General features: G+C 40.8%; 24 protein-coding genes, 1 pseudogene and 1 riboswitch. Of the genes and pseudogenes, 11 read left to right on the top strand and 14 right to left on the bottom strand.

The annotated features are described in order from the left end of the window. Nucleotides 1-32 precede the first annotated feature (32 nt). Both CH76_RS02630 and CH76_RS02635 read right to left on the bottom strand, forming a co-directional pair. Nucleotides 33-1214: an MFS transporter gene (locus CH76_RS02630; RefSeq protein ID WP_036142616.1), complete on the bottom strand. Its 1182-nt coding sequence runs from the start codon at nucleotides 1212-1214 to the stop codon at nucleotides 33-35. Between the two features lie 108 nt (nucleotides 1215-1322). Then, entirely contained in the window at nucleotides 1323-1871 is a 549-nt protein-coding gene (locus tag CH76_RS02635; RefSeq protein ID WP_036142551.1) for a hypothetical protein, read from the bottom strand. 104 nt (nucleotides 1872-1975) lie between these two features. Here CH76_RS02635 and CH76_RS02640 point away from each other — a divergent pair, with 104 nt between their 5' ends. Continuing rightward, a complete protein-coding gene (locus CH76_RS02640; protein WP_036142554.1) occupies nucleotides 1976-2923 on the top strand; it encodes a TIGR01212 family radical SAM protein in 948 nt (315 codons plus the stop codon). Then, complete coding sequence (locus tag CH76_RS02645) at nucleotides 2920-3486, top strand: class I SAM-dependent methyltransferase (RefSeq protein ID WP_036142557.1); 567 nt, start codon at nucleotides 2920-2922, stop codon at nucleotides 3484-3486. Before CH76_RS02640 ends, CH76_RS02645 begins: the two co-directional genes overlap by 4 nt. A 38-nt stretch (nucleotides 3487-3524) precedes the next feature. Here CH76_RS02645 and CH76_RS02650 read toward each other — a convergent pair. Together CH76_RS02650 and CH76_RS02655 are read right to left on the bottom strand one after the other, a co-directional pair. After that, nucleotides 3525-4965, bottom strand: a pseudogene (locus CH76_RS02650) (alanine/glycine:cation symporter family protein). Nucleotides 4966-4976: 11 nt separating this feature from the next. Further along, nucleotides 4977-5780: an alpha/beta hydrolase gene (locus CH76_RS02655; RefSeq protein ID WP_036142560.1), complete on the bottom strand. Its 804-nt coding sequence runs from the start codon at nucleotides 5778-5780 to the stop codon at nucleotides 4977-4979. A gap of 135 nt (nucleotides 5781-5915) precedes the next feature. Here CH76_RS02655 and CH76_RS02660 point away from each other — a divergent pair, with 135 nt between their 5' ends. After that, complete coding sequence (locus CH76_RS02660; RefSeq protein ID WP_036142563.1) at nucleotides 5916-6428, top strand: gamma carbonic anhydrase family protein; 513 nt, start codon at nucleotides 5916-5918, stop codon at nucleotides 6426-6428. Between the two features lie 56 nt (nucleotides 6429-6484). Here the strand turns inward: CH76_RS02660 and metK are convergent, their stop codons facing one another. Beyond that, a complete protein-coding gene (metK, locus tag CH76_RS02665) occupies nucleotides 6485-7681 on the bottom strand; it encodes a methionine adenosyltransferase (protein WP_036142566.1) in 1197 nt (398 codons plus the stop codon). A gap of 232 nt (nucleotides 7682-7913) precedes the next feature. After that, nucleotides 7914-8033: riboswitch (SAM riboswitch) on the bottom strand. 204 nt (nucleotides 8034-8237) lie between these two features. Here metK and pckA point away from each other — a divergent pair. After that, entirely contained in the window at nucleotides 8238-9824 is a 1587-nt protein-coding gene (gene pckA / locus CH76_RS02670) for a phosphoenolpyruvate carboxykinase (ATP) (protein WP_036142570.1), read from the top strand. Nucleotides 9825-9951: 127 nt separating this feature from the next. Here the strand turns inward: pckA and CH76_RS02675 are convergent, their stop codons facing one another. Beyond that, nucleotides 9952-10719, bottom strand: a complete 768-nt coding sequence (locus CH76_RS02675; RefSeq protein WP_036142574.1) for a S9 family peptidase — start codon at nucleotides 10717-10719, stop codon at nucleotides 9952-9954. Continuing rightward, nucleotides 10716-11168, bottom strand: a complete 453-nt coding sequence (locus CH76_RS02680) for an NUDIX domain-containing protein (RefSeq protein WP_036142577.1) — start codon at nucleotides 11166-11168, stop codon at nucleotides 10716-10718. Before CH76_RS02680 ends, CH76_RS02675 begins: the two co-directional genes overlap by 4 nt. 104 nt (nucleotides 11169-11272) lie before the next feature. On the opposite strand from CH76_RS02680, the gene CH76_RS13880 reads away from it, so the two are divergent. The 6 genes from CH76_RS13880 to CH76_RS02705 all read left to right on the top strand — a co-directional run bounded on the left by CH76_RS13880 (nucleotide 11273) and on the right by CH76_RS02705 (nucleotide 15239). Beyond that, nucleotides 11273-11431 (top strand): hypothetical protein, encoded by a 159-nt coding sequence (locus tag CH76_RS13880; RefSeq protein ID WP_161769854.1) that lies wholly within the window; start codon nucleotides 11273-11275, stop codon nucleotides 11429-11431. Then, nucleotides 11431-11661, top strand: a complete 231-nt coding sequence (gene yidD, locus CH76_RS02685) for a membrane protein insertion efficiency factor YidD (RefSeq protein WP_036142580.1) — start codon at nucleotides 11431-11433, stop codon at nucleotides 11659-11661. Before CH76_RS13880 ends, yidD begins: the two co-directional genes overlap by 1 nt. Nucleotides 11662-11751: 90 nt before the next feature. Further along, nucleotides 11752-12729 carry a metal ABC transporter solute-binding protein, Zn/Mn family gene (locus tag CH76_RS02690; protein WP_036142583.1) on the top strand — a complete coding sequence of 326 codons (978 nt, stop codon included), beginning with the start codon at nucleotides 11752-11754 and terminating at the stop codon, nucleotides 12727-12729. Between the two features lie 143 nt (nucleotides 12730-12872). Beyond that, entirely contained in the window at nucleotides 12873-13556 is a 684-nt protein-coding gene (locus tag CH76_RS02695; RefSeq protein ID WP_036142586.1) for a polysaccharide deacetylase family protein, read from the top strand. Beyond that, entirely contained in the window at nucleotides 13546-14148 is a 603-nt protein-coding gene (locus CH76_RS02700; protein ID WP_036142588.1) for a DedA family protein, read from the top strand. The genes CH76_RS02695 and CH76_RS02700 overlap by 11 nt, the downstream gene beginning before the upstream one ends. Then, nucleotides 14145-15239, top strand: coding sequence for a hypothetical protein (locus CH76_RS02705; protein ID WP_036142591.1), 1095 nt, complete (start codon nucleotides 14145-14147; stop codon nucleotides 15237-15239). The genes CH76_RS02700 and CH76_RS02705 overlap by 4 nt, the downstream gene beginning before the upstream one ends. Nucleotides 15240-15276: 37 nt before the next feature. Here CH76_RS02705 and CH76_RS02710 read toward each other — a convergent pair whose 3' ends face one another. The 5 genes from CH76_RS02710 to CH76_RS02730 form a co-directional block, all read right to left on the bottom strand. Continuing rightward, a complete protein-coding gene (locus tag CH76_RS02710) occupies nucleotides 15277-16701 on the bottom strand; it encodes an o-succinylbenzoate--CoA ligase (protein ID WP_036142593.1) in 1425 nt (474 codons plus the stop codon). A gap of 70 nt (nucleotides 16702-16771) precedes the next feature. After that, nucleotides 16772-17590: a 1,4-dihydroxy-2-naphthoyl-CoA synthase gene (menB, locus tag CH76_RS02715; RefSeq protein WP_036142596.1), complete on the bottom strand. Its 819-nt coding sequence runs from the start codon at nucleotides 17588-17590 to the stop codon at nucleotides 16772-16774. Nucleotides 17591-17596: 6 nt separating this feature from the next. Further along, on the bottom strand, nucleotides 17597-18343 hold the full coding sequence (gene menH / locus CH76_RS02720) for a 2-succinyl-6-hydroxy-2,4-cyclohexadiene-1-carboxylate synthase (protein ID WP_051910169.1): 747 nt from the start codon (nucleotides 18341-18343) through the stop codon (nucleotides 17597-17599). Next, nucleotides 18340-20040 (bottom strand): 2-succinyl-5-enolpyruvyl-6-hydroxy-3-cyclohexene-1-carboxylic-acid synthase, encoded by a 1701-nt coding sequence (gene menD, locus CH76_RS02725; RefSeq protein ID WP_036142599.1) that lies wholly within the window; start codon nucleotides 20038-20040, stop codon nucleotides 18340-18342. Before menD ends, menH begins: the two co-directional genes overlap by 4 nt. Then, on the bottom strand, nucleotides 20033-21349 hold the full coding sequence (locus CH76_RS02730; protein WP_036142602.1) for an isochorismate synthase MenF: 1317 nt from the start codon (nucleotides 21347-21349) through the stop codon (nucleotides 20033-20035). The genes menD and CH76_RS02730 overlap by 8 nt, the downstream gene beginning before the upstream one ends. Before the next feature lie 194 nt (nucleotides 21350-21543). Here CH76_RS02730 and CH76_RS02735 point away from each other — a divergent pair, with 194 nt between their 5' ends. Further along, a complete protein-coding gene (locus tag CH76_RS02735; protein WP_036142604.1) occupies nucleotides 21544-22461 on the top strand; it encodes a 1,4-dihydroxy-2-naphthoate polyprenyltransferase in 918 nt (305 codons plus the stop codon). A gap of 40 nt (nucleotides 22462-22501) precedes the next feature. Here the strand turns inward: CH76_RS02735 and CH76_RS02740 are convergent, their stop codons facing one another. Together CH76_RS02740 and CH76_RS02745 are read right to left on the bottom strand one after the other, a co-directional pair. Beyond that, complete coding sequence (locus CH76_RS02740) at nucleotides 22502-23218, bottom strand: MerR family transcriptional regulator (protein WP_369792350.1); 717 nt, start codon at nucleotides 23216-23218, stop codon at nucleotides 22502-22504. A gap of 65 nt (nucleotides 23219-23283) precedes the next feature. Then, entirely contained in the window at nucleotides 23284-24465 is a 1182-nt protein-coding gene (locus tag CH76_RS02745; RefSeq protein WP_036142607.1) for an amidohydrolase, read from the bottom strand. Nucleotides 24466-24544: the final 79 nt, after the last annotated feature.

The following is a 24544-nucleotide window of genomic DNA, read 5'->3' on the forward strand; positions in this document are numbered from 1 at the left end:
TCATTTTAAGCTATAGCTACATCGAGTGCAACTTATTTTGCTACGCTTTGCTTTTTTAATGGTAAATCATACAATAAACTTGGTACAACTGCGAGTGCTAAACAACCTACCATCACACCTACCATTAAAGTAAAGCCGTAAGACTCTACTAAAATACCACCTAAAAGAGGACCAATCATACGTCCCATTGTTGAGGCACTATTAACGATACCTTGGTAAAAACCTTGACGCCCTTTTGGTGCAAGTTGATTAGCAATCATCGGCACAACTGGCCAAAAGAACATTTCACCAAAAGTTAAAATGACCATGGCTGTCGCAAACATCGCTAAGTTTTCGGCAAAACCTACGACGATAAAGGATACGAGCACCATACAAATACCAAAGATTAACTGGCGTTTGCTCTTACCTTCCCAACGTCGGACCAGTGGCGCAATAAGCGGCTGACCTAACACAATTAACAAACCGTTAATGGTCCATAGTAAACTATACTCCCTTAGTGTTAAGCCTAAATCTTGCGTATACGACGATATTGTTGCACTCCACTGCGAGTAGGCTACCCATACAAGCATCATAGCTGAAGAAACAATTAACAGCGCGTAAAACGGCGATTTATATTTAATCGGCTGGCTTTCGGATAATACCGAACGCGGTGTATCCGCAACATGGTCTACCCCAATATTTTTATATGTTGTCAGTGCAATAAAGAAGAAGATTACAAACATTGTTAAATTAATAATAAATAAATATTCGAAACTATAGCTTGCAACAATACCAGCAAGTGCAGGCCCTACAGCAACACCAACATTTTGCGCTAAAAATACAGCATTAAATGCACGTCGGCCTCCTTCTGGCCATGCTGCTCCCGCCATCGCAAACATACTTGGGAATACAATACCGTTACTAAAACCGAGTAATGTTAAAAACCACATATATTGCGGCCAACCATGCCATAACGTCAAACACCCCACAGATATAATCGTACAGCTGATGCCAATCATAATGGCACGATAACCACCTAATTTATCAAATAAAAAACCACCTACAAGATTGCCCACAACACCAGCTGCTGAGTTAAGCGTTAACGCTAAACCTGCAATGACGAGTGACTTCCCTAGATGATCATGTATATAAATCGCATTCAGTGGCCATAAAAACGAACCACCTGTATTATTCACAAGCATACCGATAATTAAAAACCACATTTTCTTCGGCATCGGTGCACCTCCCTCTACATTATCAATTGTAACAGTGTATAGGTTTACGCTCGATTTTTCAAGCACAAAAAAAGCGCTATAACTCATGAGCTATAGCACTTGTTTTCGTTATTTTTTTTGGTCAAAAAGTCGCGGGATATCTTCTTTCGACTGCTTAGCTCGTTCACTATATTTTATAGGAAGTCCAAAATCCGTTGTTTTTTGACCTTTTATTTCTTCTTCAACTTTATTTGCTACTTCTAGCAATAACATACCCATCAATTGATCGCCCTTATCAAATATAGCTAGTGCGCCTGTTTTTGCTTGTGCAATTACTTCACGCGCCTGCTTTTCGGTTTTGGCTTGAGCTACACGCTGACTCAAATTTTTACGTTCTTCATTTGCTGCTTCAGCTTTTTGGCGTTCGTCAGGACTAATTTCTTCCAACTTAGCCTTCTCCTGCTCACTCAAACGTTCACCTCTTGCAATCTTGCGTAATACATTTTCCTTTTCAAGCTTTTCTTTCATTACTTCGGCTACTAGCGATTTACTGCTATGTGCCATTGGCGCTTCCTTGCGCGCAATATTTTTTTGAAACAGCGTGTTTTTATCGCTCATTGTTTGCTGCTTCATTTGCATAGCTGCCTGTTGCATAACGCTGCCGCTTAAAATTTTCATACTATCAGCCTCCCTGCTTATAAGTAAATATCGGATGAATTTAATTTTTCTCTACTTCTTATAGCAAGTCGTGCTAAAATAAACGGTTAGAGGAGTGAACAGCAATGACAGAACAATTTCCTTTTCCGTCAGACGGCAAAAGATACTATACATGGAATCGTTTTTTACGTAATGAATTTGGGCATAAGGTATTTAAGGTAGCACTTGATGCTGGCTTTGACTGCCCTAACCGTGATGGCACAGTAGCTTTCGGTGGCTGTACGTTTTGCAGCGCAGCAGGCAGTGGTGACTTCGCAGGCAATCGTGTAGATCCTATTGATGTGCAGTTTGCTGAAATCAAAGCAAAAATGCAACAAAAGTGGAAAGACGGCAAAACAATGGCCTACTTCCAAGCTTACACAAATACACACGCACCATTAGCTGAGCTAAAAGAAAAATTTGAAGCAGCATTGGCGCAGGAAGGCGTAATGGGTTTATCTATCGCTACACGTCCTGACTGTTTACCTGATGACGTAGTGGAATACTTAGCTGAATTAAATGAGCGCACGTATTTATGGGTAGAGCTTGGGCTTCAAACGGTACACGAAAAAACAGCAACACTTATTAACCGTGCACATGATTACCAAACTTATGTAGAAGGTGTCGAAAAATTACGCAAGCACAACATTCGTATTTGTAGCCATATTATTAACGGACTACCACTCGAAGATTACGACATGATGATGGAAACAGCAAAAGCTGTAGCTAAACTTGATGTCCAAGGCATTAAAATTCACCTACTACACCTATTAAAAGGAACACCAATGGTCAAACAATACGAAAAAGGCATGCTAGAATTTTTAGATAAGGATGCTTATATTAACCTTGTAGCAGACCAACTTGAAGTAATCCCACCAGAAATGGTAGTACAACGCATTACAGGTGATGGACCAATTGATTTAATGATTGGACCAATGTGGAGCGTTAATAAATGGGAAGTACTGAACGGCATTGATGCGGAGCTAGCACGACGTAATAGCTGGCAAGGCAAGAAATTTGAGGCGACGACATGAAATTACAACGCGTATTACCCTATGCACAACAATTAATTACACAAGCTGTTACAAGCAAAAGTCACGTGATTGACGCAACAGCTGGTAATGGTCACGATACATTATTTTTAGCAGAGCTTGTACAAGATGGACATGTTTATGCTTTTGATGTGCAAGAAGAAGCACTTAAAAATACGAAGGAGCGCCTCGGTGATTTACAAGAGCGTGTAACATTAATCCATGATGGACATGAATGTGTAGCAAACTATGTAAAACAACCTGTGAGCGCTGCGATTTTTAATTTAGGCTACCTGCCTGGTGGCGATCACAACATTATTACAACACCTAAAACGACACTGCGTGCCATTGACGAAATCCTTGATTTACTAGAAGTTGGTGGTGTAATTGTCCTTGTTATTTATCATGGACATGAGGGCGGTGCTACAGAGCGTGATGCGATTATTGATTATGTAAGTGAATATGACCAAAAATACATTCATGTTTTACAGTATCAATTTTTAAATCAACTCAACTCTCCACCTTTTGTTATTGCGCTTGAAAAGGCAAAAGCCTTTCCACAGTAAAAAAACGTTTGGCTCACCAACTCGTGAGCCAAACGTTTTTATTTTTCTTTCGTCCAAAAATCTGCTTTTTTAATCCCTAGCTTACGCGGGTCAAATGTTGGGTCCTTACCCTCACGCTTTTGACGCTCGTAATCTTTTAACACTTTAATTGCTGGCTTCGTTAAAATAAGCATACCAATCACATTGACCCAAACCATTAAGCCAAGTCCAATGTCACCAACAAGCCACGCCATATCGGCAGTACGCACAGTACCTAAAAATGTAGCTACTAGTACGATTATTTTCACGAGCCAAACACCAAAGCGTTGATCGCGGTCCCCCATAATATAGGCAACATTTGTTTCTGAAATATAGTAGTACGACATAATCGTAGTAAAGGCAAAGAAGAATAAAGCAATCGCTACAAAAGCTGAGCCAAAACCTTGTAAGCCCGAAAATGCTGTATCTACCGCTACTTGTGTATACTCTGAGTAGCTTTGCCCTGGTAGGTTTTCGACAATCATAGCACCATTTTCGTTGCCATCTTGCACATTATATGTGCCCATAAATAAAATCATAAAGCTGTTGCCGAACATACTAAAATGGTATCAATATAAACTGAGAAGGCTTGCACAAGTCCTTGTTTTGCTGGGTGCGATACTTCTGCAGCTGCAGCTGGGTGAGCCCCGTTACCTTGCCCCGCTTCGTTAGAAAGATAGCACGCTTAACCCCCCAAGCAATTGCCGAACCAACTAAGCCACCAAAAATTGAGTTAACACCAAAAGCACTGCTAATAATTAAGGTAAACACTGCAGGTACTTCTGTAATATGCATGACAATAATAATAAGTGCCACAGCAATATAAACTACCGCCATAAACGGTACGATTAAGGTAGCTGCACGCGCAATACGACGCACACCACCAAAAATAATAAAACCTAAAATAACAACAAGTGCTAACCCCGTTACCCAAGGTGCAATACCAAACGCATTTTGCGTTGCACTCGAAATAGCATTAGCTTGTACACCCGTCATTAGGAATGACGTTGCCACAATCGCTGTAAAGGCAAATATTAAACCAAACCAACGTTGCCCTGTGCCTTTTTCAATATAGTAAGCAGGGCCACCGCGGTATACGCCCTGTGATTCTTCTTTATATACTTGCGCAAGCGTTGACTCAACAAACGCTGTGGCAGCACCAATAAATGCTGTCGCCCACATCCAAAAGATTGCACCAGGACCACCAAAAGCAATAGCAGTTGCTGTACCAATAATATTACCTGTACCTACACGTCCTGATAGTGCCATCGACAGTGCTTCAAATGAAGAAACACCTGAGTCGGATTTTTCGCCTGCAAACATTAATTTTACACTATCCTTAATTAAACGAACTTGCACAAATCGTGTTAGCACGGTATACAAAATACCGACAAGTAAAATACCATAAACTAATGCTGGTCCCCAAATTATACTGTAAATTGTTTTTAATACGCTCTCCATGTAAGTCCCCCTTAGTTAACAATATAGCCGATTGATCTAAGCACATTGTTCATATAATCAACCATAAATAAAAAGATTGTGTCGCGCTCAGGCTCATGAAATAAGCTGTGCGAACAATTTGCCCATTCCTTCATATGCACTTCTGATAGCTTTTGCTGATACAGCCATTTTTTTGACGCGGTTAAATCAATAATGGGGTCGTTCTCCCCCGTCATCACAAGCACTGGCACGTTCGGAAATTTATGCGTCATTAAAATCGTAATATCACGTTGTAATAATTGTAACTCGCGATACCACTTCACTGATACGGTTGTATTGTAAGGAATGTCGTCGATAATTGTTTCGATTTTTTCACTGTCTTTTGTCAGCATAGCGATATCAATTTCATGTGTTACCTTCATGCTTGAAGTGAGCGCACTAATACTCGTTAATGCATTGACCATCTTTCCTGGTTGTAGTTTTAATTGTAACCAAGGTGACGTAAATATAACACCCGCTAATGGATATTTTTTACGCATTACCTGAATAGCAAGCAGTGCGCCAAGCCCATGACCGATGACAAATACAGGTAAATCATAAGAGAATGCCATCTTCATTAATTTTTTCACATGCAGGTCATAACGTTCAAAACTCTCGTCATGCGCCTGTAAATTACGATTTAATTCACCATGACCCGGCAAGTCACCTGTTAACACGTGATAGCCTTCGCCTCGCAGTTGCTCAATTAACCAAGCATACCAACCATGATGCTCATAAGCACCATGGATAATCGTAACAACTGCCCTTGGCTGCCCTTCAGCTTCCCACTTCCACATAATTTTATCCCCCTTAATTATCACTTCTCTATTTTCTATTATAACGAATATTTACAAAACATTAATTTACTATTTGCTTTAATTTCAGCTTTTGATACGATATGAGTACATTGTGTAAAGGTGAGGTGTATTTTATTGATATATCCGTATAAAGGTAAACAACCTACTATTGATGATTCTGTTTTCATTGCTGACTACGCCGTTGTCACAGGCGACGTCACGATTGGTGCTGAGACATCCATTTGGTATAACGCAGTTATTCGTGGTGATGTTTCACCAACGATTATCGGCAAACGCGTAAGCATTCAAGATAATTGTTGCTTACATCAAAGCCCTAGCTTTCCACTCATTATTGAGGATGAGGTAACTGTCGGACACCAAGTAACCCTCCATAGTTGTACAATTCGCAATAATGCATTAATTGGTATGGGTTCTATTATATTAGATGGCGCGGAAATTGGCGAAGGTGCTTTTATTGGCGCAGGCAGTTTAGTGCCCCCTGGCAAGGTAATACCACCAAATACATTAGCACTTGGCAGACCTGCTAAAGTTGTGCGCGAACTTAACGACGAGGACAAAAAAGATATGGCACGCATCGTACGAGAGTATGTCGAAAAGGGTAGCTACTACAAAGCAATGCAAAAATAAAAAAGAGCTGTTTTCAATGCTCGATAAATTATCAGAACATTGAAAACAGCGTTATCTTACAGACCAGCTTTTTGCTTTAACTGCTCAGCAATTGTTGTATCTTCCCACGGAAGAGCAACATCAGTACGACCAAAATGTCCGTATGCTGCGGTTTGTTTATAAATTGGACGACGTAAGTCTAGCATTTCAATAATACCTGCTGGGCGTAAGTCAAATAATTCACGCACCCAAGTTACTAAATCGCTTTCCGAAACTTTGCCTGTCCCAAATGTATCGACTGCAATTGACACGGGCTGTGCAACACCAATTGCATAAGCAAGTTGCACTTCTGCGCGGTCAGCAAGGCCAGCAGCGACAATATTTTTAGCTACGTAACGTGCTGCATAAGCTGCAGAACGGTCTACTTTAGTGGCATCCTTACCAGAGAAAGCACCACCACCGTGACGTGCATAACCACCGTACGTATCTACAATGATTTTGCGACCTGTTAAACCAGCGTCACCTTTTGGTCCGCCAATAACAAAGCGACCTGTTGGATTAATGAAGTATTTAGTCGCGTCATCTAATAAAGCTGCATCTACGATTGGTGCAATGACTACACGTTTAATATCTTCTTGGATTTGCTCTAATGTAATAGCTTCATCATGTTGTGTTGAAATAACAATCGTATCCACACGTACTGGATTATTATTTTCGTCATATTCAACAGTAACTTGTGTTTTGCCATCAGGACGTAAATAACCTAGCTCGCCTGATTTACGCACTGCTGTTAAACGGTGTGCAAGTTTGTGTGCTAAGCTAATTGGTAGAGGCATAAGCTCTGGTGTTTCGTTACATGCGTAACCAAACATTAATCCTTGGTCACCTGCACCAATAGCTTCGATTGCTGCGTCTGTCATTGTACCTTCACGTGCTTCTAATGCTTGGTCAACACCTTGTGCAATATCAGGTGATTGCTCGCCAATAGCTGTTAGGACAGCAAGGTTTTCGGCATCAAAGCCATATTTACCGCGTGTATAGCCAATTTCTTCGACTGTGGCGCGTACAACACCTTGAATATCTACGTACGTTGAAGTTGTAATTTCACCAGCTACAAGAACAAGCCCTGTAGTTACTGTTGTTTCGCATGCTACACGAGCACTTGGATCTTTCGCTAAAATAGCGTCTAAAATGGCATCTGAAATTTGGTCACAGATTTTATCCGGATGACCTTCTGTTACACTCTCAGATGTAAAAAGACGTCGGTTTGTCATTAAAATTTCCTCCTAGTATGTTTGCGCAATTTACGCATTGATACGGTACTCTTCCCATGTTAGTTCGTAGTGAACAACAAAGCCGTTAGTTGCTTTTAACACAAGGATTACAGAAAGGTACTTTAATAAGGAAAATGGGAGTACATAACTTATTAAATATCGAAGAAACAAAAAAACCCTTCGCTCACATTAACTTGCGTGAGGAAAGGAGTTGACGTTTTGTATCCTTTCACTCTTATCGTTCAAGGGTAGTCCCCTTGCATTCAGGTTAAGCACCAACACCTTATATAAAAATATAATGCAGGTTGCCGGGTTTCATAGGGCCTGACCCTCCACCAGCTCGGGATAAGAGTATCCGTTCGCCATCAATGTTACGTAATGCGCTCAGCAATGTCAAATATTTTTTGTCCATTTTGCGAAAGTATGAATATTTTTCACATGCTTTTCGCATAATTAGTATAGATTATTAAATCAAATGTGTTATACTAATTTTGAAATTAGGAAACTCTCCCCAAACTATTTTGGGAATACGATAAAAAAGGATGGTATGTAAGCGATGAATTCAGTAGATATCCATAACGAACTGAAGGAATTATTAAGCGGTAGCAATATTCAAGATCAACTTTCTGTAGCACAACTTGTTGAGAAATCAACAGCTCGTGGTGAAGCTAAACTATCAGCTGACGGAGCAGTTTGTGCTGAAACAGGCAAATATACAGGCCGTTCACCTAAAGATAAATATATGGTTGAAGAAGAAGGCTCTAAGGATAAAATTGACTGGGGTAAAGTTAACCGTCCGATTTCTGCAGAGGTATTCGATAAATTATACACTAAAGTAGTGAACTATTTAAAAGCTAAAGACGAAGTTTTCGTATTTAATGGCTTTGCTGGTGCTGATAAAGATAGCCGCCTAAGCATTAAAGTAGTAAACGAATATGCTTGGCATAACCTTTTCTGCCACCAATTATTCATTCGCCCTACTGCAAACGAATTAGCAGCACATGTTGCTGACTTTACAATCGTTTCTGCGCCAACATTCCATGCTAACCCTGAGATTGATGGTACAAACTCTGAAACATTCATTATTGTTTCATTAGAAAAGAAAATCATTTTAATCGGTGGTACAGAGTACGCTGGCGAAATGAAAAAATCAATTTTCGGTATCATGAACTACTTATTACCAGAGCAAGGCATTTTACCAATGCACTGTTCAGCTAACGTAGGTGAAGCTGGCGACGTTGCTTTATTCTTCGGCCTATCAGGTACAGGTAAAACAACTTTATCTGCTGATGCTGACCGTAAATTAATTGGTGATGATGAGCATGGCTGGTCTGACAACGGTGTATTTAACATCGAAGGCGGCTGCTACGCAAAAACAATCAACCTTTCAGCAGAAAAAGAACCAGAAATTTATAATGCTATCCGCTTCGGTTCAGTATTAGAAAACGTAGTAATCGATCCCAAAACACGCATCGCTGATTACGATGATGGCTCTTTAACAGAAAACACTCGTGTAGCGTACCCAATTCACTACATTGACAATATCGTAACACCATCGGTTGCAGGTCACCCGAAAACAATCGTCTTCTTAACAGCTGACGCATTCGGCGTATTACCTCCAATCTCAAAATTAACAAAAGAGCAAGCAATGTACCACTTCTTAAGTGGCTTTACATCTAAATTAGCAGGTACTGAGCGTGGCGTAACTGAGCCAGAACCAGTATTCTCTACATGCTTCGGCTCTCCATTCCTTCCACTTCCTGCAACAGTGTATGCAGAAATGTTAGGCGAAAAAATCGACCAACACGGTGCTCAAGTATTCCTAGTTAATACTGGCTGGACTGGTGGCGAATACGGTACTGGTAGCCGTATGAAACTTTCTTACACACGTACAATGGTACGCGCTGCAATCGACGGCAAATTAAATGACGTTGAAACAACACAAGACGCTGTATTTGGTTTAAATATTCCAACTTCAGTTGAAGGTGTACCATCAGAAGTATTAAACCCACGCGATGCTTGGGCAGATACAGCTGCATACGACGAAAAAGCTGCTCACCTTGCAGGTCTTTTCAAAGAAAACTTCACAAAATTTGCTGATGTGTCAGACGCTATTGCTAAAAAAGGCGGACCATTAGCGTAATATACAAAAAGCTAGGACACGATGTCCTAGCTTTTTTGTTATTCATTTGTTTGTGCAGCTGCAGGTGCTAGTAAAGCTGTAGCAGCTACCGCAATAATAATTGTTGTCGTCATAAATAAAAACTTCTTCATACGCTCCCCTCCTTCATCCATTCACTTAATGCTCGTACAACTTCACGATTTTCCTTCGGTGGAAAAGCATGCGCAAACTTTGGGTAATACCATGTATCTGCACGTCCCTTAGCAGCAGAGGCTAATTGCTCAGCATGTTTGAATGATACATGCTCATCACGCTCTCCGTGAATAATAAGTATGCGCGCTTTAATATTTTTTACGCGCTCAAGCGGTGTGCGCATGGCATAAGCCTCTGGCACTTTTGTTGGTGTGCCACCAATAACACGCTTCATCATACGACGCATGTCTAGGCGCTCTTGATAGGTCAATGCAATATTTGTCATACCTGCCCAGCTCACAACAGCACAGATATCATCGCGTAAAATAGCTGTCCATAAGGCCATTGCGCCACCTCGTGAAAAACCAATCACATAAACATTAGCTGTCATAAACTTACGTAGTACCGTTACACCATGAACAGCGTCAAAGCGGTCAACGCCTACAAATTCATCGCGCCCTCCGCCCCCACGATTGCCACGGTAGTAAGGAGCAAACACGACAAAGCCTTGTTGTGCATATTGTACAATACGAGCAGGGCGCACCATACCGATACGTTGCATCCCTCCACGTAAATATAACAAGCCATCTGCTGTCGGTTCACGCGGTATACCTAACAAACCCTTTACACGTGTACGCTCAGACCAATACGTAATTTCATATAACTCAACTGTATCACTAGGCGAAGGACATGAGCGCATCGCAATAATATCACCATTATTCATAGTGTACGCGCTCGCTCAATAATTTTTTGCATTCCCTCATCGCGCATATAAAAGCTGAGTTTAGGTTGCTCAAAAATTTCTTGCTCAGTCAGCCAATGCTTGCCAATAGTTTCGTCATCATAAGGCACTGGCCCCTCGCTCACTACTTGAGCAATAAAAACTGTTTTACAAAATGGTTTAGCATCTTGGACTTCATAGTAAGCAAACCACTGTGGTGGTGTAATTACGACACCTGTTTCTTCTAATACTTCGCGTTTAGCGGCTTGCTCGATAGTTTCGCCTTGCTCTACCTTACCTCCAGGAAACTCTACGCCACGGCGTTTGTGTACGGTGCACAGCCATTTGTCACGTTGCTTTACGAGCACTAAAACATGCCCACAGTGAGTTGTTGGTCGTTGATTAAAATATAAATCTACTCGCAAACCATTCATATCTGTAAATGTATACATCCTGCACCTCCTCCTTAGTAGTTTACCACCTTTGTCGAAATTCATTCACTTCATTAACCCTACACTATCTCTTATAATAGAGGTAGATGAGGAGTGAAAAAAACATGGGTGTACCTACAGCTATTATTATTATGATTGCCATGATTATGTTTATCTTCGCAATGGCAGCTATTATTATTATTAAAAAGAAAAAAGTATCGTTAAAACAAACCGTTGATGAAACACCAGTGCAAAAAGCGTACTCTAAAGATGATGTGCGCTAATGAAGCATGTTTTCATTTGGCTTATTAACGTGTACCGCAACTACATATCGCCAATGACACCGCCCACATGTCGCTTCCATCCTACGTGCTCAGCTTACGGGCTTGAAGCATTTGAAAAGCATGGTGCAATAAAAGGGCTTTATTTAACGATTACACGGATTTTAAAATGCCACCCCTTCCATCCTGGTGGCTTTGATCCTGTGCCAGAAAAAAAACCTTCGAACAAATAATTGCTGTCGAAGGTTTTTTTGTACTTGTTTTTTATAAATAAGTACGTTACAATACAAAACGTAATGATTACTATTAAGAGGTGAGCAAAGATGAAAAAAATCGTCTCGCTACTTCTCCTAGCAACCGTAGCTTTATTAGCTGCTTGTAGTGCTAAGAGTGATGAGGGCGCAACTAAAGAAAAACTCAATGTCTATACAACCGTTTATCCCCTAACCTATTTTACCGAGCGTATTGCAGGTGATGCGGTTACTGTACAATCTATTTATCCACCAGGTGCTAATGAGCATACGTTTGAGCCAACACAAAAGGATATGATGAAACTTGCTGAGGCAGATGTATTCTTTTATATTGGCTTAGGACTTGAGTCATTTGTGGATAAAGCACAAAAAACACTAGCTAAAAGTGATAATATTACTTTTGTAGCAACAGCTGATCAAGTACCTCATGAGTTACTTGATGTAAGCACAGGGCATGTGCATGCTGAGGAAGACGAACACGGACATGATCATGAGCATGAAGGGCATGACCATGGACACGAAGGCGAAGAAGTAGATGCACATGTATGGTTATCACCACAAATTAGCCAACAGCTTGCAAAAGAAATCTTAACAACATTAGTCGCAAAAATGCCTGAGCAAGAGCAAGCCTTTACAAAAAACTATGACGCACTTGTAAAAGAACTCGATGCACTCGATGCTGATTACCGTAACGCGCTGAAAGATGTTAAACAACATACCTTCTTTGTATCCCATGCAGCTTTTGGTTATATTGCAGGTAATTATGGTTTACATCAAGTACCGATTGCTGGCTTAAATTCACAAAGTGAGCCTTCTCAAAAAGCTTTAATGCAAATCGTTAAAAAAGCAAAAGATGAAAAAATCTCAACAATTTTCTTTGAGCAAAATGTTTCGTCAAAATTAACAGAAGTTATCCAAAAAGAAGTTGGTGCTGAAGCTGCTGTGTTGCACAATTTAAGTGTGTTAACAACAGACGACATCGCCAATAAGGAAGACTACTTTACATTGATGCAAAAAAATAAAGAAGCATTGCAAAAAGCATTGCAATAACTTGTACGAGCACACTTAATTAAGCGTGCTCGTTTTTTAATTGGCAATATAGGGGTATAGCATTACTACAAGCTTTTTGAAACCTATTAGGCAACTAAACAGTATAAAAGAAGTCTTACTCTATGACAAAGGAGGTAATCCCTATGAAAAAATGGTTAGCTTTAGCTACACTTCCACTCGCATATACAGTAGGTGCAACGCTGTATGCGCGCATGAAAAAGCCCAGTCGCATTACACGTAGCTTAGCCTCACCTAACACAGTATATCTCACCTTTGATGATGGTCCTAACCCTTACTACACACCGCAACTGTTAGACCTTTTAAAACGCTACGATGCAAAGGCAACGTTTTTTGTGGTAGGTGAGTTAGCACAAAAATACCCTCATTTACTACGTCGTATGCATAAAGAAGGTCACGCGATTGGTATCCATCATTACGCGCATAAATCAGCATGGCAATTAACACCACATCAACTACAGCAGCAAATTGAGCAAACGCTACGCATTATTTATGCTATTACAGGTGTACGTACACATCTTTATCGCCCACCTTGGGGACATTTTAATGCCGCTACGATGCATATTGCAAAGCATGATTATGTTGTATTATGGTCACATATTTTTAAAGACTGGAAGGCCACACATAACAACTTACATTTATTAAAGCACCCTATTGCAGATGGCTCTATTTTATTGTTGCATGACAATGGTGACACGAAAGGCGCGGATAGTACAGCACCTTCAGTAATGCTTAAAGCCCTTGAAGGATTTTTAGCAACAGCCACTCAACAATTTTTAGCACTGCCTGGTGAAGACAATGAGTGTTGATTATATTATTCATGCCTTTGCTACTTACGGCTATATTATTATTTTTATTTGTGCCTTCTTTGGCATTATTGGTATACCCGCACCAGAAGAATCATTGCTCGTTATTATTGGCATGGCGTGCGTACATCACACCATGAATTTTATGCAAGCAAGTCTTGTAGCCATTGCAGGTACTGTTGTTGGTATGGTCGTAGGTTATGTATTAGGTAAATATTTAGGGCTTCCTATTATGGCGCGCTGGGGCAAGTTTGTTGGCTTTACTATGGCACGCTGGGAAAAGGTTGAGCACAAATATACAAAACGTAGTCGCCTTGCCATTATGGGTGGCTTTTACTTACCAGGTATCCGTCAAATTAGCCCGTATGTCGCAGGTGTCGCCAAATTAAAATTTCCGTTCTTTTTCTTTTATGCTGTGCTTGGCGCTATTTTATGGGTAGTGCCCTATTTAGGCGCTGGCTACTTAATCGGTAGTAAATTTGCAATCCCGCCAGTTTATATATCCTCAATCGGCTTTGTATTATTTGGTTTATTTGTGCTACATCTCATTATTCAATTTATTAAAAACAAGCTGAAAGGGGCAAACGCCAAATGAAAATTTTATTACTGCCATTATTCCGATTTCCTACAGGGCATACTAAAGCTGCCGAAGCGATAGAAGATGCCATTTTACGTGTTTACCCTACTGCCACAATTGATATGGTTGATTTGCTTAGCTATACCAATCCCGTATTAGAAAAAGGCGTTGGCTCTTTTTATATTAAGTGGATTCAATCTTCACCTAAAACTTATCAATTTATGTATGGCAAGCTCGTTAACCGCAAATCTACAAAAGAAAAAAACGACGAGCTACCTGTAATTTCTAAAGTTTTTCAAAAAAAGATGAAGCAACTCGTCACTAAACACGCACCTGATATTATTATTTGTACACATGCCTTCCCTTCGAGCATTTTAGGGATTTTAAAACGTGAAGGGCATTTTAGTAACATCCCCGTCATTAATGCTTATACTGACTTTTTTATGAATGATGTTTGGGCAAAGCAAACAAGTGAGTTTCACTTTGTACCACATCAAGAGGCAAAACAAAAACTCATTACCAGCTACCATCACCCAGCTGACAATATCTTTGTAACAGGTATACCTGTACATGCGGGTATTACTAAAACAAAAGCTACACCTTCTCAACCAAATATTTTACTTGCTGGTGGCAATATTGGCTTTTTAGATGTTGATGACTTAATTGAACTAACAAACCGTATGCCTGATACAACTTTTACCGTGCTATGTGGTAATAATAAAAAATTATTTGCTAAAGTTGATGGCGCTAATAACCAACGCTTAATTGCTCAAGGCTATATTACAGAACGCGCTGAAATGAATGCACTCTATGAAAACACCTCAGCCATCGTAACAAAACCAGGTGGTGTTACAATGGCTGAGGTGATGCGTAAACGTATCCCAATTTTTATTGACCATTTCCTACCTGGTCCAGAAGAAGAAAACTTTCACTACTTAAATGCACGCGGTATTGTGCGTAAGCTAAACGAACAATCATTAGATGAGTTAACAGACCAATCAATTATTGCTACAATGGCACACAATATTACAAACTATGAGCAAGAGATTGATTTTACATTAGAGCAAGCATTAAGTGCTGTGTTTGAAAGCATCGCGATACACGAATAAATGAAAGAGCCCCGCTACTTTAAGCAGGACTCTTGTTTTATTCAGATTGATTTAATTTACGTCTCAATAATTTATTAGCACCATTACGTGGTAACGCGTCCACGAAGTAAATTTGCTTTGGTACTTTATAAGCAGCAAGTTGCGCTGTACAATGCTCACGTAATTGTTCGGCAGTAACTGCTTCCTTTGTTACCACATAGGCAACAGGCACACTCCCCCACTTATCATCTGTAACACCGCAAACACCCGCTTCATGTACGGCAGCATGCGCATGCAAGACATTTTCGATTTCAGCTGGGTAAATATTTTCTCCACCTGAAATAATTAAGTCCGAACGACGGTCAACAACATATAAAAAGCCTTCTTCATCAAAGTAACCGATATCACCCGTGTACAACCAACCGTCACTAGTCGCAGACAGTTCGTTAAAGCGCCCAACATAGCCAGGCGTAATATGCGGCCCTTTAATACAAATTTCTCCATGCTCATAGGCAGCCGTTGCACCATCAATACGAATGGTATTAAAAAATAATGCCTTACCTGAAGAACCTAGTTTACTAAGCGCATACTCTGGCGCAAGCGTTGCCGTTTGCGAGGCGGTTTCGGTCATACCATACGTTTGTGCTACAGCTAAGCCCAATACATTTGCCTTAGTTAAATACGCCTCTGGTATTGCGCCTCCACCCGCTAGCATTAGTTTAAAACTCGGTGGCACATCAATGTTTTGCTCTGTCATTTGCTGAAGGATTTGTTGTAAAGTAAAAGCTACGACTGACATATGCGTCACACGCCCCTGCACAATCGCCTCTACTACTTTAATGACATCAAATTTTTCGTATAATACAACCTCATTGCCATAAATGACAGCACGCATTAAAATCGACAAACCACTAATATGAAAAATAGGCATTGTGCATAGCCAAACATCTGTTGGCGAAACGCCCACATTTAATGCAGCGGCTAAGGCACTTGCTTGATGATTGCCATACGTTTGACGCACGCCCTTAGGTGAGCCTGTTGTGCCTGAAGTATACATAATGGATAAGGTAGCTTTCTCTTGCCACTGCTCATCAAGTAATACACGACTTGGCGCTAATGCGCGTACATCTTCCAATAATACATAGGTCGTGTTTACCTTATCACGATCACAGCGCGCTACAATTACATGATCTACTTCGGCATCTGTAATTTGATACGCTAGCTCTGTTGCTGAAAGACGGCGATTTAGCATTACCATTTCGCATTGTAATAGCATACAAGCATAAATCGTAATAACAAGCTCGTCTGTACTTGGGGCAAGTATCGCCACTCGTTCTCCTTTTTTAATGGTAGCTGTAGTTAATTGACGCGCACGATGTTTGGCTGCGTCCACTAACTCATACCAGCTATAGGTTGTTTCTTTATATGTGAGCGCCGCACGCTCTGGTGTTAAGTAAGCACGTTGCAGTAACCAGTTTTGCATAAGCTATCACCCTCCTGCTTTTATTGTATAAAAAAAACTCCGTTTCGTCATCGAAACGGAGTTTGTTACATCAAGGGAAACGTGGGAATTGACCGAAGTCAGGTTCACGTTTTTCTTTAAAGGCATCGCGACCTTCTTTAGCTTCATCAGTTGTGTAGTAAAGAAGCGTAGCGTCACCAGCCATTTGTTGAAGACCAGCAAGGCCATCTGTATCAGCATTCATTGCAGCTTTTAAGAAGCGTAATGCTGTTGGTGACATTTGTAGCATTTCATTACACCATTGTACCGTTTCGTCCTCTAATTGAGCGTAAGGTACAACTGTGTTAACTAAGCCCATGTCTAATGCTTGTTGCGCGTCATATTGACGGCATAAGTACCAGATTTCACGTGCTTTTTTATGACCGATAATACGTGCTAAGTAGCCTGAACCATAGCCCGCATCAAATGAGCCAACTTTTGGTCCTGTTTGACCAAAGCGTGCGTTATCCGCTGCGATGGTTAAATCACATACTACATGTAATACATGACCGCCACCAATAGCATAGCCTGCTACCATTGCTACAACTGGTTTAGGAATTACACGAATTAAACGTTGTAAATCTAAAACGTTTAAGCGAGGAATCTCATCGTCGCCCACATAACCGCCGTGACCGCGTACCTTTTGGTCGCCGCCTGAGCAGAATGCTTTTTCGCCTTCACCTGTTAAAATAATAACACCAATGCGTTGGTCATCACGCGCGCGTGAAAATGCATCGATTAATTCCATAACCGTTTTTGGTCGGAATGCATTGCGTACTTCTGGACGATTAATCGTCACTTTAGCAATGCCGTTGTATAGCTCATATTTAATGTCTTCGTATTCACGAATTGTTTCCCATTGACGAGTCATACTAGTTTAGCCCCCTAAATTTGTTTTAAGTTGTTCCTTTACTATTGTAGCAAACTCAGCGGGATTTTCCACATGAATTGCATGACCTGCGCCGTTAACTACAATATGTTTTACCTTTGGGATGCACTCTGCCATATCCTGCGCAATTGCACAAAATTTTTGGTCAAGCGCTCCTGTAATTAAGGTCACGGGCATCGGCAAATTTTTTAAATTATGCCACTGTGAAGCTTGCGCACCTGTTCCTACCGAGCGCAAGCTTAAAGCAAGCCCCTCCTCTGTTTGCGAAAGCCGCTCCTCACGAATGATTTGCTGTACTTCTACTGGTAAATCTCGTTGCGTCGCAAAAAGAGGAATGTCTTGCCAGAAATCCACAAAGGCCTCAATGCCCTCTGCTTCAATTTTACAAGCCAGTGCCTCGTCCTTACTACGACGCTCAGCACGTTCACTTGCACGCTTCAAACCTGGTGAAGCACTCTCTAATAAAAGGTGTGTTACTTTATGGGGATATTTTGCCGCATAACTTAGCGCCGTGCGTCCACCCATAGAGTAGCCGAGTAGCGCAAATTCGTCAAAACCTGCGAGCACACGGTCAATGGCATCAATTTGTTCGTCCATTGTGTAACTATCTTCTACTTGTGAAGAACCGTGCCCAAATAAATCAAACACAATGACATGCACATCTGGCAAAAGATCAGCTAGCTCATGCCATGTTGACTGTGTACCTGTAAAGCCATGTAAGCATACTAAATTCATTGAATCGCCTCAGCAATTTGAGCCCAAAGCTTACGATGCGCAGCTACATTATCTGCACGGTTAGTCATTACCTCAACAATACGTAAGCCTTTATTATCATGCCAGTCTAATGTATTAATTTCGTCGTAGACAACACGGTCATATTGCATCCCGTACATACGCGCAAAATCCGTAAAGGTTAGCGCAGTTGGCGTGCCAAATAAATCCTCATAATGTGTGGCTACCTTTGCCTGCGGTAAATAAGAGAAGATGCCACCACCATCATTATTCATAACAATTGTTGTAAGTTGAGCTTGTTGATAGCGCGTAGCAATAAAGCCATTGCTATCATGTAAAAAGGCAAGGTCGCCAATTAATACATACATTGGGCGGCTCGTTGTTGCTGATACGCCTAATGCTGTCGAAATAATACCATCAATGCCATTAGCTCCTCGATTCGCAAAAATACGTACATCCTTAGTCGTTGCTAAAAAGAATGTATCAATATCTCGAATGGGCATGCTATTGCTAACAAAAATATCACAGCCATTAGGTAAGCTATGCAAAATTTTAGCTACTGCTGCTCCTTCATCCTCTGCATCATAAGCTTTAATGCAGTTGCTTGCTATCTCATGTGCCTGCTGCCATTTTGTCAAATAGGCTACATCATGTTCATTTTCTTTAACAGGAAGCAACGTCAACCAGTCCGTAAGCTCTGCACGTAGTAAATGTGTACAAGCTGCACTTGAATCTCTAAAACGTGGCGACTCGTCAATCACAATATAATGCGCTGGCATACTTTGTGCTAAAAAGTTCGTTAAAAATTTTGAGATTGGTTGTGCACCAAAACGCACAACCGTTTCTGGCATGACTGTTTGTTTAAATGCTGTATCTTTGAGTAAAGCATCATATGTCGTAATGACATAATCTTCACAATCACTTGGTACTGCCGCTCGCATATTAGAGAGTGCTTCAATGAGTACAGGCCACTGTAACGCACGTACAAATGACCATAAAAAATCAATATTCGTGCCAAGTGGTAGCTCTCCAATAACTAGTAGCCCCTTCTTCGTTTCGCGCAGTAATGTCGAAAAATGATGCTGTGCTTCTGCTGTTGGCACTAGCTCACTTGAAAAAGTTTCTGTAAAATCGCTATACAATGCCACATCCTCAAGCTCAATTAATAAAGGCTCTCTAAATGGTACATTAATATGCACAGGGCCATACGGTACTGCCATTGCTGTTGTAATCGCGCGCACGGTATGGCGTTCAATAAATGGTAACGTTTGCGGTGCAGCATCTGGAATTGGAAAATCAACACTCCACTTCACATGCTCACCGTATAGGTTTGGCTGATGAATAGTTTGCGGTGCACCTACTTCACGTAGCTCATGTGGACGATCTGCCGTTAGCACGATTAAAGGTACGCGTGCATAATTTGCCTCCACAATTGCAGGGAAATAATTAGCTGCCGCTGTACCTGATGTACAAACAAGTACTACTGGCTTAGCTTGTGCTTTTGCTAACCCTAATGCAAAAAACGCGGCTGAGCGCTCATCTACTTGGCGGTACACATTAATACTAGGTGTTGCCGCAAATGCATAGGCAAGTGGTGTTGAGCGTGAGCCAGGGCTAATAACAACATCTACAATATCGTGATTAACTAGTGTGGCTACAATTTTATACACATACTGTGACAAAACTGTTTTTTCATTCATAAATTTCGCCTCCTAATGCACGTAACATCGGTCTAAATTTCACAAGTGTTTCCTCGTATTCGGCTTGTGGTTCGGAGTCAGCTACAATACCGCCACCTGCGTACAAGTAAGCTTTATTGCCTTTAGTCATAGCACAACGTAATGCTACTGCAAACTCACCATCACCAGCAATATCAAGCCAGCCGATTGGTGACGCATACATTTCACGATTCATCGGTTCATACTCGCGTATAATTTCTAGCGCCTTTTCGCGCGGGACACCACCTAACGCAGGTGTAGGGTGCAAGTCCTTTGCTAATTGTAAAATCGTTGTCCCCTCTTTTAATGCCCCCTCGATTGGTGTATATAAGTGCTGAATATCACGGCTCTTTAATAAGCTAGGGCCCTCAGGTACTGTATATGTCTCACAGCTTTTAGCAAAGTTTTCGGCAATCATATCTACTACATACTGATGCTCGCCACCATTTTTTTCGTCCTGTAATAGACTTTCACCTAAACGTACATCTTCTTCCGATGTACTGCCTCGTTTAATTGAGCCAGCTACACAGGAGGAGTAAGCATGGTGTGACTTAACCATCACTAAGCGCTCAGGAGTTGCCCCTGTAAAAAATAAATCTTCAGCCTCAAAACCAAAGACGTAGCTTGTCGGTTGCTCAGTTAATAGATCCTTTAGCAATTGTACAGGTTGTAGTTCCTGTTCAAACTCTAACGCTAATGTACGCGCAATAACAACTTTGTCTGCCTCACCTTGCTGAATACGAGCAGTAACATTCGCAATAGATTGAAGGTAGGCTTCTTTTTGCGGCTCACTATACGTTAGCATCTTCGGCTTCTCTGCTGTAACATGCATAGTTTTAGCCGTTTTTATTAGCGCTTGTAGCTCTTTACGTAGCGCGTGCATATGCTCGGCTGTTACATCGCCTACACAATGTGCACTTGCATAAGTTTTACCACTCTTTTGTACCAATTGAAATTTCGCAACTACAAATAATGCTTGTGGGAAATCGCCCCATTCGCTCACTTTGTCATTGCTCGGATCAAACGTTACGCCGCCAAATAATAAAGGCGGTTGTGCCGTGGCTGTGTGGTGCTGTGTTGCTTGTTGCCATTGTTGTTCAATATCTGTAAATCGTGCTGTCGTTGACGCTGTTAATCGCAGTGCATGCCCTACGCCAGCAATTGTATTAGTTGTATCATGGTCACGCCAAAAATAACGCGTACCTTTATATGCTTCTCCCGCCATAAAAAATTGTAGCGGTGTCACACCCTCTACCTCAATCGTTGTGACATGGAACGAATGTTGTTGCATGAAAGTCCCTCCGTAATTCCTTAAATCTTTCAATCTAAATCTAAGTAAAACCTAACGTTCTCGTGTTAAACTGTCCTCTAGTATCATATCATTTTTTAGTTAATAAAAGCAGTAATATGCGATGTCACTATTCATTTTGTGCAACTTCATATAAAATAGAAGAATGATATTATTTTTAAGGAGAGAGTCATGTTATGACAAAAGTTATTGAAGCGGATAGGGGATTTAGTGTTTGGTGGCATTTAACGCGCCCGCACACACTTACCGCATCGTTTGTGCCTGTATTTTTAGGTACTGCTATGGCGCTGGCACTTGATCACGCGCTAATTAAATTTGGGTTATTTTTTGCCATGCTTATTGCAAGTATGCTCATTCAAGCAGCTACTAATATGTTTAATGAGTATTACGATTATAAATTGGGACTCGACACAAAAGACTCTGTCGGCATTGGCGGCACAATCGTGCGTCATGGTGTATCCCCTCGTACAATTATGATGATCGCGCTTAGCTTTTATGGGATTGCTTTACTGCTAGGCATTTATATTTGTTATATGTCTTCATGGTGGTTAGCGCTTATCGGTTTAGTATGTATGTTAATTGGCTTCCTGTATACAGGCGGTCCTTACCCTATTGCTTACTCTCCTTTTGGTGAGCTTGTTTCAGGCGCTGTCATGGGAATGGGCATTGTATTAATTGCTTATTATATCCAAACAGGTACAGTAACGATTGATGCTATTTTATTAGCTGTACCTAGTATGATTTTAGTTGGCGCGATTATGCTTTCTAATAATATTCGCGACATTGTTGGGGATACCGCAGGTGGTCGTAAAACTTTAGCTATTTTAGTTGGGCGCGACCGTGCAATCTCTGTACTTTCAGCCTTCTTTATTGTTTCGTATTTATGGATTATTTTATTAGTCGCTATTGATGGGATTACACCTTGGACATTACTTGTCATTTTAAGTGTGCCTAAGGCTTTACGTGCTATCGAAATCTTCCGTGATAAACAAGCACCACAGGAAGTTATGCCTGCTATGAAGTATACTGCACAAACTAATACATTCTTCGGCTTTTTACTTGCCATTGGTTTACTACTTGGTTATTTTGTTTAAATTAAAAGCGCCCGCTTATTTTTATAGCGGACGCTTTTTTCTATGCATAGTGTTGAATAGCCTCATAAAGTTTTTGAGTAGCTCCTTGTCCAGCTTGGCGGTCATAATATGCTATAAAACGTTCATCCGCTAAATAGCCCTCCACTAAGCCTTTATGCATTTTTGGCGTATATGTTACCCACGTAAATAACAGCCATTGTTTGTGTAAAGCTACTACATACGCTTCATCGACTGAAGGTTGTCGTAACGCTTCTATCAACAAAGCTTCTACAGCTTGCATTTCCTTATATTGCTCCTCTGTCATGTCTTGGTATTTTGTATAACTTGCCTTTATAGCTTCCTCTCCGTATTTTCTACGGCTTTCTACACCGTATAGTTGCTCTTGTTCAGCTAATTTCTCTTGTTTAAATGCCGCAAATTTTTGTTCATTGATCATCCTATTTTCTCCTAACGCATCGTCAATAACGTGCAATAATTTTTCTAAACGCTCATGTTCTTGCTGTAATGCTTTCCTTTGTTCATGAAATACTTGCTCACGACTTTGTGTCATTGCTTGTGCAACCTTGGCTAGCGGCATCTTCAATTCTCGGTAAAATAAAATCTGTTGCAAACGATCGACACTTTGTTGATTGTATAAACGATAGCCAGCTTCTGTATAATCTACTGGCTTTAACAATGCAATTTCATCATAATACCTCAATGTGCGTGTGCTAACGCCTGTCATCGCTGCTAATTCTTTAATAGTTAAGATGTAAATCTCCTCCTTAGCTTTACTATAAGCTTTGACGTAACGTTAAGGTCAATAAAAAACCAGCTAATATTTTAATTAGCTGGTTGGTAGGTAAGTGCTGCTAGACAAAGTGTCTTAGCCGCAATTAGCATCGCTCTTTCATCAATATCAAATTTAGGATGATGATGAGGGTATGTCGTGTCGCCTGGTGGCTTTGCACCTGTAAAAAAATAAGCACCTGGTATATGTTGCGTATAATAAGCAAAATCTTCACCACTCATATAAGGCTCACATACACTAACATCTGTAACTTCATCGATCAAAGCTGCTACCTGTAAAACATGAGTTGCCTCGTGCTCATGGTTAACTAATGCTGGATAGCCCTCGATATACGTATAATGATAACTAGCATCTGTCATTGCACAAACGCCTCGTAATACTTTATCAATTTCTTTTTTAATTTGCTGGCGTGTGTCTTCATCAAAAGTACGTACGGTTCCACCTAACACCGCACAATCTGCAATCACGTTAAAAGGATTTTCTGCTACGATATTACCAATTGAAACTACAGCTGGGTGTAAGGGATTTACACGTCGAGCAACAATTTGTTGAGCGTTGGTAATAAATTGAGCTGCAGTTAGCACAGCATCCTTTGTCAAGTGAGGCTCTGAACCATGACCACCACGTCCTTGAATTGTGATTTCAATACCATCAGCGGCAGCCATAATAGGCCCTGCTTTAGTTTTCACATGACCAAGTTCCTCTGTTGCCCAAATATGTGTGCCAAAAATGGCGTCTACTCCATCCAAGCAACCATCTTCAATCATTGCAATTGCGCCACCTGGTGAAATTTCTTCTGCAAATTGATGTATAAACACAATTGTACCTGCTATTTGCGCTTGGTACTTCGCAAGAACACGAGCTATTACTAATAAGGTCGCGGTATGTGCATCATGTCCACAAGCGTGCATAACACCTGGTATCTTCGAAGCAAAAGGTAAGCCTGTTTGTTCTTCAATCGCTAAAGCATCAAAATCAGCGCGTAACGCAATCGTCGGCCCTAGTTTATCGCCCTTCAATGTAGCAACGATACCATGCCCACCTACTTCAGTTCTTACTTCATGTGGTAAATCTTTATAATAATTCGCAATATATTGCGCAGTTTTTATTTCTTTATAAGACACTTCTGGGTACTGGTGTAAATATCGGCGTATATCAACCATTTCAGTAAAATGCGTTGCTAAATCTTCTAGTACTTGTTCATATTTCAACATGTCATAACGCTTCCCTTCAACTTTCAATTGATAGACAATTTACACTATTCTTTCATTATTGTCAATTTAATATTTCACA

This window comes from Lysinibacillus sp. BF-4, assembly GCF_000743635.1.
In the GTDB taxonomy this organism is placed as follows: Bacteria; Bacillota; Bacilli; order Bacillales_A; family Planococcaceae; genus Metalysinibacillus; species Metalysinibacillus saudimassiliensis.